The organism is Massilia terrae, from assembly GCF_024753145.1.
Classification (GTDB): Bacteria; Pseudomonadota; Gammaproteobacteria; order Burkholderiales; family Burkholderiaceae_D; genus Telluria; species Telluria terrae.
In genome coordinates, this window is record NZ_JANUGU010000009.1 from 169,032 (window position 1) to 184,518 (window position 15,487).

A 15,487-nucleotide genomic window follows, 5' to 3' on the forward strand; every position below is an offset into this window, starting at 1 on the left:
CAAAGTTGCCGTTCGTTAGCACTTGTAACAGCGGCGACATGGGTCGTGAGAAAGTGTTACAGTCATTGGCTGTTTGGCACTTTCGGTATCAACAACGAGGGGCTGGAGGCAAGCCCGCCGGGGTTGCCCTCATGCCGAGGGCATATGTACTCCAACGTACATAAAAACGCTGAAAATGGCGTAGAATGTTGCGCAATTTCACTTATGGCAAAGCTAATGCCTTCAGTTTTTGACTGGACCGTCCGGGTCTACTACGAGGATACGGACGCCGGTGGCATCGTGTACTACGCGAACTACCTGAAATTCTTCGAGCGCGCCCGCACCGAATGGCTGCGTGCCGCCGGTATCGGCCAGCAGGAACTGCTCGACCAGCAAGGCGCCGCCTTCGTCGTCAAGCACGCCAGCATCGACTACGTGGCCCCGGCCCGCCTCGACGACGAACTCCGCCTGACCACCACGATCCGGAAACTGGGTCGTGCTTCGGTCCAGTTTTTCCAGCAAGCCTGGCGCGGCGAGCAGTTACTGACGACCGCCCACGTAAAAGTTGGCTGTGTGGACGCGAAAACCATGCGCCCCTCGCCCCTTCCTGACGAAGTCGCTGCTAAAATGCATGCAGCCTGACAATTACATTCGACCAAATATAAACCGATGAACGCAGTGCAAGATCTTTCCTTCACTACCCTGATCGTCAACGCACACCCGATCGTGCAGCTGATCATGGTCCTGCTGCTGGCGCTCTCGGTGGTCAGCTGGACCTACATTTTCCGCAAGATGTTCGCCATCCGCGCCGCCCGCCGCCAGACCGAGCAGTTCGAACGCAGCTTCTGGGCCGGCGGCAACCTGCACACCCTGCACCAGATGGCCAGCAGCCAGCGCGACCAGAGCGGCGCCTTGGCCCGCATCTTCGAAGCCGGCATGGGCGAATTCATCAAGGGCAAGCAGGCCGCCCGCGACGCCCTCGACATCAACGCCGTGCTGGACGGCGCCCGCCGCGCCATGCGCGCCGCCTTCCAGCGCGAGCTGGACGGGCTGGACACGCACCTGAACTTCCTGGCCTCGGTCGGCTCGGTGTCGCCGTACATCGGCCTGCTGGGCACCGTGTGGGGCATCATGAACGCCTTCCGCGGCCTGGCCAGCGTGCAGATCGCGACCCTGGCAGCGGTCGCGCCCGGCATTGCCGAAGCGCTGGTGACCACGGCGATCGGCCTGTTCGCCGCGATCCCGGCGGTGGTGGCCTACAACCGCTACACCCACGACATCGACCGCCTCGCGATCCGCTTCGAAAGCTTCGTCGAGGAGTTCTCCAACATTCTGCAGCGCCAGTCGCGCTAAGGACGAGGGGGACCGAGGATGGCCTTTTCCGGCAGCAGCCTGCGCAGCGGGCGCACCCGCAAGCTGAAGTCCGACATCAACGTCGTGCCGTATATCGACGTGCTGCTCGTGCTGCTCATCATTTTCATGGTCACGCCGCCGGCCAACAACCCGAGCGTGATCAACCTGCCGGCCGCAGAGAAATCGGCGCTGCCGCCGGACGACTATATCCAGATCCAGATCCAGCCGAACGCGGAGATCACGATTGGCGTGCAAGGCAAGAATTCCAGCCCGCAGGTGCGCGAGGCGAACCGCGCCGCCATCGTCGAGCGCCTGCGCGGCCTGCACGAGGAGCATCCGGACTATCCGGTGCTGATCGCGGGCGACAAGGACAGCAAGTACGACGACGTGATCCAGCTCATTTCCGAAGCCAAGAAGATGGGCATCAACCGGGTGGGCCTGGCGACCAAGTGATGTTCGAGCCATGTCAGCATTGAAGCACGCCACAGTCGGCAGCCCGTACCGGGTGCCGCCGGAACCACGCCGCTGGTCAGCGATCCTGCTGGCCGTGGCGATGCACGCCCTGCTGGTGATCTTCCTGGTGGTCGGCATCAGCTGGCAGAACGACAAACCGGCCGCGGTCGAAGCCGAGGTGTGGGACATGAAGGTGCAGAGCGCGGCCCCGCCACTGCCGCCGCCGCAGGCCGAGCCGGAACCGCAGCCGGAAACGCCACCGCCGCCGGCGCCGAAGGTGGTCGCACCGCCGGCGCCGCCCGCGCCCGCCCCGGACATCAAGCTGCAGCAGGAGAAGAAGCACAAGGAAGAACTGCGCAAGCTGGCCGAAGAGAAGAAGGCGCGCGAGGAACAGAAGGCCAGGGAACTGGCCGAGAAGAAGGAAGCCGAGCAGAAGGCGCAGGAAGAGGAACAGAAAGCCAAGGAGCTGGCGGAGAAAAAGGCCAAGCTCAAGGCCGAGAAACAGAAAGCCGAGCAGCTGGCCAGGCTGAAGGCCCAGATGCGCCAGCAGGACATGCAGCGCATGATGGCCCAGGCCGGCGCCGGCACCAGCGGCACGGCCGCCAAGTCGACCGCGCCGCGCATGGATTCGGGCTACGAGGCGGCGATCCGGGCCAAGATCAAGAGCAACACGACGTACCCGGGCAGCACCGACCAGCCGGGCAACCCGAAGGCCTCTTTCCGTGTCGAGCAGTTGCCGACCGGCGAGATCCTGTCGGTCACGAAGATCAAGAGCAGCGGCGTGCCTTCGTTCGACGATGCGGTCGAGCGCGGCATACACAAGTCGACGCCGCTGCCCAAGAAAAAAGATGGTACGGTAGAGCGTACCCTCGTGGTGGACTTCTCCATGAAGGACATGAACTGACCATCTAACGATTGCTGAGAGGCCAATGAAAAAACTTCACATCCTGCTGTTTTCCGCGACTCTGCTGATGGGCACTGCCCATGCCCAGCTGCGCGTCGAGATTTCCGGCGTCGGCAACAACCAGATCCCGGTGGCCATCGCCGCCTTCGCCGATGAAGGCATGGCCCCGCAACAGGTGTCGGCCATCATCCGCGCCGACCTCGAGCGCAGCGGCATGTTCAAGGTGATCGACGCGCGCCAGGCCATCCCGGAAACCGCGGCCGTGGATTACGGCGCCTGGAAAGCCAGCGGCGCCGACGCGCTGGTGGTGGGCAGCGTGCAGAAGCTCGCCGACGGCCGCTTCGCCGTGCGCTACAAGCTGTACGACACCGCCAAGGGCGGCCCGCTGTCGTCGATGTCGGACGCCGTGCAGCCCGAGGGCACGCGGCTGGAAGCGCACCGCATCGCCGACGACGTCTACGAGAAGCTGACCGGCGTGCCGGGCATCTTCGCCACCCGCATCGCCTACGTCGCCCAGCCGGTCCCGGGCAAGCAGTGGGAGCTGAACGTGGCCGACGCCGACGGCGAGAACGTGATCCACGCCTTCCGCTCGCGCCAGCCGATCATCTCGCCGGCCTGGTCGCCGGACGGCACCAAGGTCGCCTACGTGTCCTACCACCAGCAAAAACCGATCATCTACGTCCAGAACCTGATCACCGGCGACGTGCGCCTGCTGTCCAACCAGAAGGGCAACAACTCGGCGCCGGCCTGGTCGCCCGACAGCCGCACCATCGCGATGGCGCTGTCGAAGGATGGCAATACCGAGATCTACACGATCGGCGCGGATGGCTCCGGCCTGCGCCGCATGACCAACAGCCCCGCGATCGATACCGAGCCGCGCTACTCTCCGGATGGGCAAACGATTTATTTCATGAGTGACCGCAGCGGGAACGCGCAAATCTACAAGATGAGCGCATCCGGCGGCGAAGCGACGCGCCTGACCTTTGCCGGCGCGCAGAACTTCAGCCCCCGCATCTCCCCTGACGGCAAGACGCTGGCGTTCATTTCCCAGCGCAGCAACGTGTATTCCCTGTATGTGATGGACCTGGCGAGCGGTCAGGAACTGCGGCTGGCGGACGACGCCGGAGAACCGAGTTTCGCGCCGAACGGCAAGTACATCATGTACCGGACCGGCAGTGGTGGCCAGCGCACGCTGGCCGTCGTGTCGGTCGATGGCCGGGTCAAGCAGCGACTGTCCAACCAGGCGGGAAATATCACGGAGCCCAGCTGGGGTCCTTTCATGAAGTAAGCCTTTGAAGTGCCTTTTTACAACCAGGAGAAAAACCATGCGCAACATTAAGAGTGTAGCCCTCATCGCCAGCGTCGCCGCCCTGCTGTCGGCTTGCTCGACGACGACCCCGCTGAACCCGCCGAAGGTCGAAGAAAAGCCTGTCACCCCGCCGCCGGTCGTCCAGCAAGACAACCGTGAAGTGAAGCCGGTCGTCGCTCCGGAAGTCGACCCGCTGAACGATCCGAAAGGCGTGCTGGCCAACCGCAGCGTGTACTTCGATTTCGACAGCTACGCCGTGCGTGACGATGGCAAGCCGGTCGTCGAGAACCACTCGGCCTACCTGACCAAGCACACCGGCCGCAAGGTCCTGATCCAGGGTAACACCGACGAGCGCGGCGGCACCGAGTACAACCTGGCCCTGGGCCAGAAGCGTGCCGAAGCCGTGCGCAAGGCCATGAACGCGCTGGGCGTGGCCGACGGCCAGATCGAAGCCGTCTCGCTGGGCAAGGAAAAGCCGAAGGCACAAGGCCACGACGAAGCCGCATGGGCTGAAAACCGTCGCGCCGACATCGTCTATCAGTAATCTGTCGGACTCGGCTGATTGACATCGGGGCGGCTTGCAGTGCAGACTGCACCCGCCCCGATTCCCATTTGTTAGAGCTTGTTTCAAAATGAGCGCAGTGAGGCGCGGCGACGAAGACAGTGCGATTGCACGGCGAGGCGCCGCAACGAAGCTGCGGTCTTTTTGAAACGGCCTCTTAGCCCAGGATTAGAAAGAGCCACCATGATCAAGTTGTCCAAGACCCGCTTCGCCTGCCTGTTGATGGCATGCTGGCTGCCGCTGCAGGCATCGGCCGGCCTGTTTGACGACGATGAAGCCCGCAAGGCGATCCTCGACCTGCGCGCGAAAGTCGCCCAGCTCGAGCAGCAGGCGCGCGACATGAACGCCCGCCTCGACACCAAGTCGGACAAGAGCGCGGTGCTCGACATGCTGAACCAGCACGAGCAGGACATGCAGGAAATGGCGCGCCTGCGCGGCCAGATCGAGCAGCTGGCCAACCAGCTTTCCAACCTGCAGAAGAACCAGCGCGATTACTACGCCGACCTCGACGCCCGCATCAAGAAGCTGGAACCGCAGCAGGCCAATATCGACGGCCGCACCGCGGAAGTGCTGCCGTCCGAGAAGCAGTCCTACGACGCCGCGATGGAGCAGTTCAAGTCGGGCGACTACAAGGGTTCGATCAACGCGCTGCAGGACTTCGTGCGCCGCTACCCGACCTCGGCCTACGCGGCCAACGCGCAGTACTGGCTGGGCAACGCCTACTACGCGCAGCACGATTACAAGAACGCGATCGCGGCCCAGCAGGCCGTGGTCAGCAACTACGGCGACAGCGCCAAGGCGCCGGACGCGATGCTGAACATCGCCAGCAACTACGTCGAGCTGGGTGACGAGAAGGCGGCCCGCAAGACCTTCCAGCAGCTGGTGAAGCAGTACCCGGACTCGGGCGCGGCAGCCGCCGCGAAGGAACGGCTGGCGACGCTGGAACCGGCATCAGCCAAGGCCCCGGCCAAAAAGGCCAAGCGCAAATAATGGCGAGCGTGAACGATTGACACGTTCGCGCTGAGCCCATATAATTTTGCTTCTTCGGGTCGTTAGCTCAGTTGGTAGAGCAGCGGACTTTTAATCCGTTGGTCGCTGGTTCGAGCCCAGCACGGCCTACCAGAATTTAGCAGTAAACAAAAAGGCGTTGCGAGTGATCGCGACGCCTTTTTGCTTTGGGGCTGGCCACCGCGTTGGTCATAACTGGCTCACTAAAAAACGTCGTCCCGGCGAAGGCCGGGACCCATGCTGACTATCCGAAGTAGCAAGTGTTCTATGGGTCCCGGCCTGCGCCGGGACGACGGCTTTGAGGGTGGCGGGTTAAGCAATCTCCAGCAGCAGCTCGTCGAGCCTTTCCAGCGTCGACGCCATCCCCTGCTCCATCCCCATATCGATGACCTTTTGCACGTCCTCCGGCGAGCTGTACTGGACCACCGTGGTCACCAGCGTCCCCGCCTTCGAATCTTCAAAGCTGACATTCCAGCGCGAGCGCGGCATGGTCGGATTCACCTCGCCGGTTTCATCGGAAAATCCATCCAGGCCCTTGTAGCCATCGATCGGATTCACCTCCTGGTAATCCACGCGGCTCCAGAACGCCTGGCCATCCGGCATGACCATCGCGTAGTGCCAGTAGCCGCCCGGCCGGAAGTCCATGTGCTTGGTCTTGGCCTTCAGCGGTTTCGGCGCGAACCAGCGATCGAGGTATTCGGCCTTCGTATGGCAATCCCACACCAGCTGCCGCTTCCCCGCAAACTCGCGCTTCACCGTGAGCCGGCTGTTTTCCTTGTCGACGATAAAATCAAATTGAAGCTCAGCTTTCATGGTCCTCTCCTTGGAGTTGTTCTAAAAGGTCATCCAGATTGTTGTACCTGCTTGCCCAGGTCTCGCGCTGCTCGGCGAACCAGCGTTCAGCCGCCATCAGGTTCTTGCGCATGAGGATGCAGGTCCGGATCCGCCCCACTTTGTTGGAGCGGATCAGGCCCGTCTCTTCCAGCACCCGCACGTGTTTCATGAACGAAGGCAGCGCCATGTCGAATGGCTCGGCCAGCTCGCTCACCGTTGCCGGCCCTTGGCCAAGACGATGGAGGACCGCCCTGCGCGTGGGGTCCGCCAAGGCGTGAAAGGCGCCATCGAGGCCGGTGCGATAGTTATCCATGTGGCTAACTATATACCGGCGCGCTGGCGATGTAAACAAGTTTTAAGCTGATGCGCGCAAAGTCCTCGCCGCCGCCACCATATTGGCCAATGCGGGAATCACTTCCGGCCACTGGCGCGTCTTCAGGCCACAATCCGGATTCACCCACAAGCGCTCCGCAGGAATGCGCTCCGCAGCCTTTTTCATCAACTGCACGATGTGCTCCTGCGTCGGAATATTCGGCGAGTGGATGTCGTACACGCCGGGGCCGATTTCGTTCGGATACTTGAAATCGTCAAACGCCTCGAGCAATCCCATGTCCGAACGCGAGGTTTCGATGGTGATCACGTCGGCATCCATGCCGGCAATCGATTCGATGATGTCGTTGAATTCCGAATAGCACATGTGGGTGTGGATCTGGGTTTCGTCCTGCACGCCGTTCGCGGTGATGCGGAAGGATTCGACCGCCCACTCCAGGTAAGTCGTCCACTCCGACCTGCGCAGCGGCAGGCCTTCGCGCAAGGCCGCTTCGTCGATCTGGATGATCCTGACACCGGCCTTCTCCAGGTCCAGCACTTCCTCGCGCATTGCCAGTGCAAGCTGGTAGCAAGACACCGCGCGCGGCTGGTCGTCGCGGACAAACGACCAGTTCAGGATGGTGACCGGGCCGGTCAGCATGCCCTTCATCGGCCTCGCGGTCAGCGACTGGGCGTACTGGATCCATGCGACCGTCATCGCTTTCGGCCGGCTGATGTCGCCGAACAGGATGGGCGGCTTGACGCACCGCGATCCATACGACTGCACCCAGCCGAACTGGCTGAACGCGTAGCCATCGAGTTGTTCGCCGAAGTATTCGACCATGTCGTTGCGCTCGGCCTCGCCGTGCACCAGCACATCCAGGCCCAGCGCCTCCTGCTCGCGCACGCTGCGCGCGATTTCGGCCTGCATCGCGCGCGTGTAGCCCGCCTCGTCCAGCTCGCCCGCCTTGAACCGGCGGCGCGCCTGGCGGATTTCCGCGGTTTGCGGGAAGGAGCCGATGGTCGTGGTGGGATACGCCGGCAGCTTCAGCAGCGCGGCTTGCTTGCCGGCGCGGACAAGATAAGGATGCTGGCGGCGGCCCAGCGCCGGGCTGATCGCGGCGATCGCCGCCCTCACCTCCGGCTTGGTCACGCGCGGCGAAGCGCGGCGCGACGCGATCGCGGCCTGGTTGGCGGCCAGTTCGGCAGCCACCGCCGCGCGCCCCATATCCAATGCGGTCGCCAGCACTTTGACTTCATCCAGCTTCTGCAAGGCGAAAGCGAGCCAGGACTTGAGCTCGGCATCGAGCTCCTGTTCGCATGCGAGGTCGACCGGCACGTGCAGCAGCGAGCAGGACGGCGCGATCCACAAACGGTCACCCAGCCGCTCCGCGTAAGGCTCCAGCCAGTCCAGCGCGGCATTGAGGTCGGTCTTCCAGATATTGCGGCCATTGACGATACCCAGCGACAGCACGCGATGAGACGGCAGCAGGTTGAGCAGCGGGCGAACTTCGTCGCGCGCGTTGATCGCATCCACGTGCAGCCCAGCCACCGGCAGATTGCTGAAGAGGTAGAGGTTATCCTGCAAGGTGCCGAAATAGGTCGCCACCAGCAGTTTGACGCTGCTGCTCTTGAGGTGGTGATAAGCCTGGTTCAGGGCATGCTGCCAGCCGGCGTCCAGCTCGGTCACCAGCACCGGTTCATCGAGCTGCACCCACTCGACACCCTGGGCCGCAAGTTCCTCCAGCAGTTGGGCATACACCGGCAGCAGGCGTTCCAGCAAGGCCAGCTTGTCGGAATCGTCCTTGGCCTTGCCGAGCCACAGATAGGTGACCGGACCGATGAGGACGGGCTTGGCCTTGATACCTTGCGCTTTCGCTTCGCGCACTTGCGCCACAAGGCGCGAGGCGTCCAGCTTGAATTGCGTGCCGGCCGTGAACTCAGGGACGATGTAGTGGTAGTTCGTGTCGAACCACTTGGTCATCTCGCCCGCCGCGATGCCGCCGCAGCACACCGCATGTTCCTCCGCGTCGCGGGCGGAGCGGCCGCGCGCGACGCGAAAGTAGTTATCCAGCGGATCGCCGTGGAAACCGCGGGCGCGCTCGGGCAGGTTGCCCAGGGTGAAGCTCATGTCGAGCACTTGGTCGTAGAAGGAGAAATCGCCTGCGGGGATCCAGTCCAGGCCGGACTGGTGTTGCCAGTGCCGCTGGCGCAATTGCGCGCCGAGCGCCTGCAACTGCTCGCGGGAAGACTCGCCTTTCCAGTATGACTCGAGGGCGAATTTCAGCTCGCGCCGCGCGCCGATGCGGGGAAAACCGAGGTTGTGTGTGGTGACCATTGCTTGCCTTTGATGAGGAGGGAGTGCAAGCATTGTAAAAACGTGAATCCATGACGTAAAATGATCTTATTTCACAGATCGATCGATTTTATTCATGGATCAAGCATGATCGAGCGAATGCACCTGGCCATCATCCGCGAGGTCGAAAGGCAAGGTTCCCTGACCGCCGCCGCGAGCGTCCTGTGCCTGACCCAGTCGGCCCTGAGCCATACGATGAAAAAGCTGGAGCAGGCGATCGGCACCGACGTCTGGCTGCGCGAAGGCCGTAGCCTGCGCCTGACGCAGTCGGGCCAGTACCTGCTCGCGATGGCCGAGCGGCTGTTGCCTCAGCTGGAAAGAGCCGAGGAACGCTTGCGCCAGTACGCGCAGGGAGAGCGCGGCACCTTACGCATCGGCATGGAGTGCCATCCCTGCTACCAATGGCTGCTCAAGGTGGTGTCGCCCTACCTCGCGCGCTGGCCGGACGTGGATGTGGACGTCAAACAGAAATTCCAGTTTGGCGGCATCGGCGCGCTGTTCGGGTATGAAATCGACCTGCTCGTGACGCCCGATCCTTTGCACAAGCCCGGGCTGCGCTTCGAGCCGGTGTTCGATTATGAGCAGGTGCTGGTCGTGGGCCGCGAACATGCGCTGGCATCGGCTGCCTATGCCATGCCAGAACAACTGGCCGGCGAGGTGCTGATCACCTACCCCGTGGAAACCGACCGGCTGGACATCTACAACGAGTTCCTTCGGCCGGCGGGCATCAGCCCGCAACGCCACAAGGTCATCGAAACGACCGACATCATGCTGCAGATGGTTGCCAGCGGGCGCGGCGTGGCGGCGCTACCGCGCTGGCTGGTGGAGGAATACGCCGGCAAGATGGCGGTGCTTCCAGTCCGCCTGGGACCGGCGGGTATCGCCAAGCAGATCTTCCTCGGCGCGCGAGAGGCGGATACCGGTATCGATTACCTCCGCGCCTTCATCGAGCTGGCGCGCGCGCCCGTATAGCTACAAACCGTCGTCCCCCGCGAAGGCGAGGACCCATGCTGAGCATGCTGGCCTGCGGCGTCCAGCGCCTCGGCCAATCGGATGTTCCATGGGTGCCCGCCTTCGCGGGGACGACGTTGTTTTAGAGCGTCTGGCGCCGCGGAATCAGAATTCTTCCCACGCCTCTTCCTTCGCGGCCTGCGCGGGCCTCGCTTGCGGCGGGGCCTTGCGCGCGGCCGGGCGGGCCGGCACCAGCGCCGGCGACGGCGCAGCCTGGCGCACCGGCGCTGCTTTCGCGAACGCACTGTCGATCTGGAAGGTGCCGACCGCTCGCGCCAGTCCGTCCGCTTCTTCGCGCAGCTGCTGCGCGGCCGCCGACGCTTCCTCGACCAGCGCCGCGTTCTGCTGCGTGGTCTGGTCCATCTGCGTGACCGCCGTGTTCACCTGTTCGATGCCGGAAGTCTGCTCCTGGCTGGCGGCGGTGATCTCGGCCATGATGTCGGTTACGCGGCTGACGCTCTGCACGATCTCGGCCATGGTGGCGCCGGCCTGGTCGACCAGCATGGTGCCGGCCTGGACCTTGTCGACCGAATCGTCGATCAGCGATTTGATTTCCTTGGCCGCCGACGCGCTGCGCTGCGCCAGGCTGCGCACCTCGCCCGCCACCACCGCGAAGCCGCGGCCCTGCTCGCCCGCGCGCGCCGCCTCCACCGCGGCGTTCAGCGCCAGGATATTGGTCTGGAACGCAATGCCGTCGATGACCGCGATGATGTCGACGATCTTCTTGGCCGACTCGTTGATCGCGCCCATCGTGTCGACCACTTCGGCCACCACTTCGCCGCCCTTGCCCGCCACTTCGGACGCGGACACCGCCAGCACATTGGCCTGGCGCGCGTTCTCCGCGTTCTGCTGCACGGTGGACGTCAGTTCTTCCATCGACGACGCGGTCTGTTCCAGCGCCGCGGCCTGCTGCTCGGTACGCGAGGACAGGTCCAGGTTGCCCGCCGCGATCTGGCCGGCCGCCGTGGCGATGGTATCGGTGCCGCCGCGCACGTGGCTGACGATGCGCGCCAGGCCCTGGGTCATCTCCTGCAGCGCCTGCATCAGGCGGCCGGTCTCGTCCTTCGAGCGCACCTCGATTTGCTGCGTCAGGTCGCCCTGCGCCACCGCGTGCGCGATGCGCACCGCCTCCTCCAGCGGGCGCACGATGCCGCGCACCAGCATGGTGCCGACCACGGCCGCCAGCACCAGTCCCAGCGCCATGCCGGACAGGCACACGAGGCGCACCAGCTCATACAGCGCGTGCGAACGGTCTTGCGAATCCTCGGCCTGCTTCAGCTGCAGCTTGATCAGCGCATCGATCTCGGCCTGCACCGGCACGAACAACTGGGTGATCTTGCCGTGCACCAGCTCGGTGGCCTGGGCCATGTCGCCGGCGCGCGCGGCGGCGATCGCGGGCAGCACGCCGCGGCTGTCGAACTCGGCACGCGCCTTGTCGAAGCGGTCCACCATCTGCTGCTCTTCCGGCACCAGCTCGGTGGCCTTGTACGATTTCAGCTGCTCGGCGATCGCAGCCTGGTTGCGTTCCACCTGCGCCAGCAACCCCGGCACGCTCGCGGCGTCCGCCGTCACCGCCCTGGAGATGTAGAGCTGGTTCAGGTCGAGCATGCGCGCCACCTGGTCGAGCCGGCCAAGCGCCAGGATCTCATTGTTATAGGTCGAATTCATGTCGTCGTTGGCATGGCCGAGGCTGACCAGACCGACGACCGCGCCGACCACCAGCTCCAGTCCGAGCAGGACGATGACGAACATGAGCCGGGTCTTGATGGTGAGGTTATTGAGCATGAATGACTCTGACGTAGTAAGGGGATGATGACGTAAGGAAACATTTTACCGCGCCATGCGACCTTATTGCGGACTTCGTTGTGCAATGCACACAAGAGTTGTACTTCCGAAAGTTCTTGATCTACCGCATGGACGAGGCCTCGTTCCCGGCAGACTTCGCTTTAACGATACAATGCATTGATTTCTACACTGCAAGCTGACCCATGAACTTTGCCTTGATCGCCAACATCGCCGTTGCGCTCGCTGCCTGCTGGCTCCTGCTCCACCTCCAGTTCCGCCACGTTTCGTTCACCAAGCGCGTGTTCGCCGGCCTCGGCCTGGGCGTCGCGATGGGCGCGGCCATGCAGGTGCTGTACGGGGCCCACGGCCCGGTGGTCAAGGACACCGTCGCCTACCTGAACATCGCCGGCGAAGGCTACGTCAGCCTGCTGCAGATGATCATCATGCCGCTCATCATGGTGTCGATCATCCAGGCCATCCTCAAGCTGCGCGACGCCTCCTCGCTCGGCAAGATCAGCGCGCTGACGATCGGCGCCCTGATGGTCACCACCATGATCGCAGCCTGCATCGGCATCCTGATGGCCAAGGCTTTCGGCCTGACCGCCGCCGGGCTGACCTCGACCGCCGCCGAAGTCGCGCGCGGCCACTACCTCGAAGGCAAGCTGACGGCCGCGCAGGACATCTCGCTGCCGAACATGATCCTGTCCTTCATCCCGGCCAATCCCTTCCTCGATATGACCGGCGCGCGCCAGACCTCGACCATCGCGGTGGTGCTGTTCTCGGTGTTCATCGGGGTGTCCGCCACCGGCGTGGCCGGCAAGAAGCCGGAAGTGTTCGAATCCTTCAGCAACTTCGTCCATGTGGCCCACGTGATCGTGATGCGCATGGTGACCCTGGTGCTGCGCCTGACCCCGATCGGCGTGTTCGCGCTGATGAGCAAGGTCGTGGCCAGCTCCAGCGTGCAGGACATCCTCAACCTGATCAGCTTCGTGGTCGCCTCGTACAGCGCGCTGGCGCTGATGCTGTGCGTGCACGCGCTCATCGTCACCGGCATCGGCCTGAACCCGCGCCGCTACTTCAAGAAGATCTTCCCGGTGCTGGCCTTCGCGTTCTCGTCGCGCACCTCGGCGGGCGCGATCCCGATGAGCGTACAGACCCAGACCTCGCGCCTGGGCACGCCGGAAGGCATCGCCAACTTCGCCGCCTCGTTCGGCTCGATGATGGGCCAGAACGGCTGCGCCGGCATCTACCCGGCCATGCTGGCGGTGATGATCGCCCCCACGGTCGGCATCGACCCGATGACGCCGGCCTTCCTGCTGCAGCTGGTGGCGGTGGTCACGGTCGGCTCGGTCGGCGTGGCCGGGGTCGGCGGTGGCGCCACCTTTGCGGCGCTGATCGTGCTGTCGTCGATGAACCTGCCGGTGGCGCTGGCGGGCCTCTTGATCTCGATCGAACCGCTGATCGACATGGGCCGCACCGCGATCAACGTCAGCGGCTCGATCGCGGCCGGCACCTTCACCAGCCGCATGCTGGGCGAGACCGACCTGGACGTGTTCAACAGCGATGCCGAAGTCAACCTCGACGGTGACGAACAGGTCGCCTGATAAGCCGCCGAAGCCAACAAAATAGAGAACGTCGCGAAGGCGGGAACGACGGCAACTTTTACATTTTTCCCCCGTAATTCCAGGCCTTTTCGCACGTTCCGTAACCGCGGGTATCGTGCGCGAACGGCCTGAGGAATCCGTCTATGATGGGCGCCTTGTCAATTCGATATGGATTGGGGCGATGGAGCAAAAATGGCCGCAGGAGATCTGGCTGGTCCGCCACGGACAAAGCTCGGGCAACGTCGCCCGCGATGAAGCCGAGGCTGCCGCCGGCCTGCACATCCAGATCGCCGAACGCGACGTCGACGTGCCCCTTTCCGCGCTCGGCATACGCCAGTCGCAAGCCCTGTCGCTGTGGTTTGCCAGCCTGCCGCCCGCCGAGCGTCCCAACGTCGTGCTGCACTCGCCCTACCTGCGCGCCCGGCAGACCGCCGACATCCTGATGGAAGGCCTGGCGCGGGACGAGCTGCGCACCATCCACGCCGACGAGCGCCTGCGCGAAAAGGAATTCGGCATCCTCGACCGCCTGACCACCCACGGCATCAAGAATAAATATCCCGAGCTGCACGAGCAACGCCAGCACGTCGGCAAGTTCTACTTCCGGCCGCCCGGCGGCGAGAGCTGGTGCGACGTCATCCTGCGCCTGCGCAGCGTGCTCGACACCCTCACCCGCGAGTACTGCCGCGAGCGCGTCGTGATCGTGGCGCACCAGGTCATCGTCAACTGCTTCCGCTACCTGTTCGAACGGCTCGACGAAGCGGCCATTCTCGCCGCCGACCGCACCGGCGACGTGCCCAACTGCTCCGTCACCTCCTACAGTTTCGATTCCACGCTGGGCAAGCACGGCAAGCTCGCGCTGCGCCTGCTCAACTTCGTCGCGCCGCTGGAAGATACCGGCACGCCGGTCACCGTCGGCAAGGACATCCCCGCCGCCGCCAAGTCGTAGAAACCATGAGCGCATCGCCCGAAAGCACCTTGAGGCCAGTGCAAAAGCTGGACGATGCAGCGCTGCGCGCCTGGCCACTGCCCATGCCCGCGGCCGACGGCGACAAGGAAGAACGCGGCCACGTGCTGGTGCTGGGCGGCTCGCGCGAGATGCCTGGCGCGGTGATCCTCGCCGCCACCGCCGCGCTGCGCGCCGGTGCCGGCAAGCTCACCGTCGCCACCGGGCAAAGCGTGGCGCAGCTGGTCGCGCTGGCCATGCCCGAGGCACGCGTGCTGGGCCTGGCCGAGACCCCGGCCGGAGGATTTCAATTGAATGCGGTGGCGCGGCTCGATCCGCTGGCCGACCGCGTCAGCGCGGTGCTGATCGGGCCCGGCATGCAGGACGAAGCGGCCACCGCGGAACTCGTGCACGCCCTGCTGCCGCGCCTCGGCAGCACGCCGACCAGCGTGGTGCTGGATGCCTGCGCGATGGGAGCGCTATTGCACGGACCGGCAGGCGCAAGCGGCGCACGCTTTGCCCAGTCGCTGGTGCTCACGCCGCATGCAGGCGAAATGGCTCACCTCACCGGCGTCTCCAAGGAAGAAGTGTGCGCCGATCCCGCGCCGCTCGCGGTGCAGTGCGCGGCGAAATGGAATGCGGTGGTCGCGCTCAAGGACGCGGTCACCCACATCGCGGCGCCCGACGGCGACGTCTGGCGCCACGAAGGCGGCAATGTCGGGCTGGCGGTGTCCGGTTCCGGCGACGTCCTGGCCGGCATCATCGCCGGCTGCGCGGCGCGCGGCGCCAGCCTGGCCCAGTCCACCTGCTGGGGCGTGGCCCTGCACGCCCGCGCGGGCGAGCGCCTGGCCGCGCGCTGCGGCACGCTCGGCTACCTGGCGCGGGAACTCTGCAACGAGATTCCCGCGCTGCTCGACATCATCGCCGGCCGCAAGACCGGCGTTGCCACCACCATCCGGCCGACGCCGGGCGGGCCCACGCCAGGCCAGCCGGCCTGAGGTCTCTCAAATGCCGAACAAAGCAATGGCTGAGTCGGGGATTTGTGCGCGGAATGACGAACTGGCTGCGGCATGGCCA

15 protein-coding genes and 1 tRNA gene are annotated in these 15,487 nt (G+C 64.4%); 12 read left to right on the forward strand and 4 right to left on the reverse strand.

All coding sequences use genetic code 11. From position 1 onward, the window contains the following. Positions 1-216 precede the first annotated feature (216 nt). The 8 genes from ybgC (at position 217) to NX778_RS21680 (ending at position 5,682) form a co-directional block, all read left to right on the forward strand. Complete coding sequence (gene ybgC / locus NX778_RS21645) at positions 217-621, forward strand: tol-pal system-associated acyl-CoA thioesterase (protein WP_258813876.1); 405 nt, start codon at positions 217-219, stop codon at positions 619-621. Positions 622-648: 27 nt separating this feature from the next. Beyond that, positions 649-1,332, forward strand: a complete 684-nt coding sequence (gene tolQ, locus NX778_RS21650) for a protein TolQ (protein WP_258813877.1) — start codon at positions 649-651, stop codon at positions 1,330-1,332. A gap of 18 nt (positions 1,333-1,350) precedes the next feature. After that, positions 1,351-1,785 (forward strand): ExbD/TolR family protein, encoded by a 435-nt coding sequence (locus NX778_RS21655; protein WP_258813878.1) that lies wholly within the window; start codon positions 1,351-1,353, stop codon positions 1,783-1,785. Between the two features lie 10 nt (positions 1,786-1,795). Further along, positions 1,796-2,689: a cell envelope integrity protein TolA gene (tolA, locus tag NX778_RS21660; protein WP_258813879.1), complete on the forward strand. Its 894-nt coding sequence runs from the start codon at positions 1,796-1,798 to the stop codon at positions 2,687-2,689. 25 nt (positions 2,690-2,714) lie between these two features. Further along, positions 2,715-3,977 carry a Tol-Pal system beta propeller repeat protein TolB gene (tolB, locus tag NX778_RS21665; RefSeq protein WP_258813880.1) on the forward strand — a complete coding sequence of 421 codons (1,263 nt, stop codon included), beginning with the start codon at positions 2,715-2,717 and terminating at the stop codon, positions 3,975-3,977. Positions 3,978-4,014: 37 nt separating this feature from the next. Continuing rightward, positions 4,015-4,542: a peptidoglycan-associated lipoprotein Pal gene (gene pal / locus NX778_RS21670; RefSeq protein ID WP_258813881.1), complete on the forward strand. Its 528-nt coding sequence runs from the start codon at positions 4,015-4,017 to the stop codon at positions 4,540-4,542. Between the two features lie 201 nt (positions 4,543-4,743). Next, positions 4,744-5,550, forward strand: coding sequence for a tol-pal system protein YbgF (gene ybgF / locus NX778_RS21675; protein WP_258813882.1), 807 nt, complete (start codon positions 4,744-4,746; stop codon positions 5,548-5,550). Between the two features lie 56 nt (positions 5,551-5,606). After that, positions 5,607-5,682 (forward strand) — tRNA-Lys (locus NX778_RS21680). Positions 5,683-5,880: 198 nt separating this feature from the next. Here NX778_RS21680 and NX778_RS21685 read toward each other — a convergent pair. The 3 genes from NX778_RS21685 to metE are packed head-to-tail and all read right to left on the reverse strand — an operon-like array spanning position 5,881 to position 9,049. Beyond that, positions 5,881-6,381, reverse strand: coding sequence for an SRPBCC family protein (locus tag NX778_RS21685; RefSeq protein WP_258813883.1), 501 nt, complete (start codon positions 6,379-6,381; stop codon positions 5,881-5,883). Further along, positions 6,371-6,715 carry an ArsR/SmtB family transcription factor gene (locus tag NX778_RS21690; RefSeq protein WP_258813884.1) on the reverse strand — a complete coding sequence of 115 codons (345 nt, stop codon included), beginning with the start codon at positions 6,713-6,715 and terminating at the stop codon, positions 6,371-6,373. Before NX778_RS21690 ends, NX778_RS21685 begins: the two co-directional genes overlap by 11 nt. 42 nt (positions 6,716-6,757) lie before the next feature. Beyond that, on the reverse strand, positions 6,758-9,049 hold the full coding sequence (metE, locus tag NX778_RS21695) for a 5-methyltetrahydropteroyltriglutamate--homocysteine S-methyltransferase (protein ID WP_258813885.1): 2,292 nt from the start codon (positions 9,047-9,049) through the stop codon (positions 6,758-6,760). A gap of 105 nt (positions 9,050-9,154) precedes the next feature. Here metE and NX778_RS21700 point away from each other — a divergent pair, with 105 nt between their 5' ends. Further along, positions 9,155-10,039, forward strand: coding sequence for a LysR family transcriptional regulator (locus NX778_RS21700; RefSeq protein WP_258813886.1), 885 nt, complete (start codon positions 9,155-9,157; stop codon positions 10,037-10,039). A 144-nt stretch (positions 10,040-10,183) separates the two neighbouring features. On the opposite strand, the gene NX778_RS24620 is transcribed toward NX778_RS21700, so the two are convergent. After that, on the reverse strand, positions 10,184-11,863 hold the full coding sequence (locus tag NX778_RS24620; protein WP_307728148.1) for a methyl-accepting chemotaxis protein: 1,680 nt from the start codon (positions 11,861-11,863) through the stop codon (positions 10,184-10,186). Positions 11,864-12,066: 203 nt separating this feature from the next. On the opposite strand from NX778_RS24620, the gene NX778_RS21715 reads away from it, so the two are divergent. The 3 genes from NX778_RS21715 to NX778_RS21725 all read left to right on the forward strand — a co-directional run bounded on the left by NX778_RS21715 (position 12,067) and on the right by NX778_RS21725 (position 15,408). Continuing rightward, positions 12,067-13,467: an L-cystine transporter gene (locus NX778_RS21715; RefSeq protein ID WP_258813887.1), complete on the forward strand. Its 1,401-nt coding sequence runs from the start codon at positions 12,067-12,069 to the stop codon at positions 13,465-13,467. Between the two features lie 181 nt (positions 13,468-13,648). Then, on the forward strand, positions 13,649-14,413 hold the full coding sequence (locus tag NX778_RS21720) for a histidine phosphatase family protein (protein WP_258813888.1): 765 nt from the start codon (positions 13,649-13,651) through the stop codon (positions 14,411-14,413). A gap of 38 nt (positions 14,414-14,451) precedes the next feature. Next, positions 14,452-15,408 (forward strand): NAD(P)H-hydrate dehydratase, encoded by a 957-nt coding sequence (locus tag NX778_RS21725; protein WP_370661365.1) that lies wholly within the window; start codon positions 14,452-14,454, stop codon positions 15,406-15,408. Positions 15,409-15,487 lie beyond the last annotated feature (79 nt).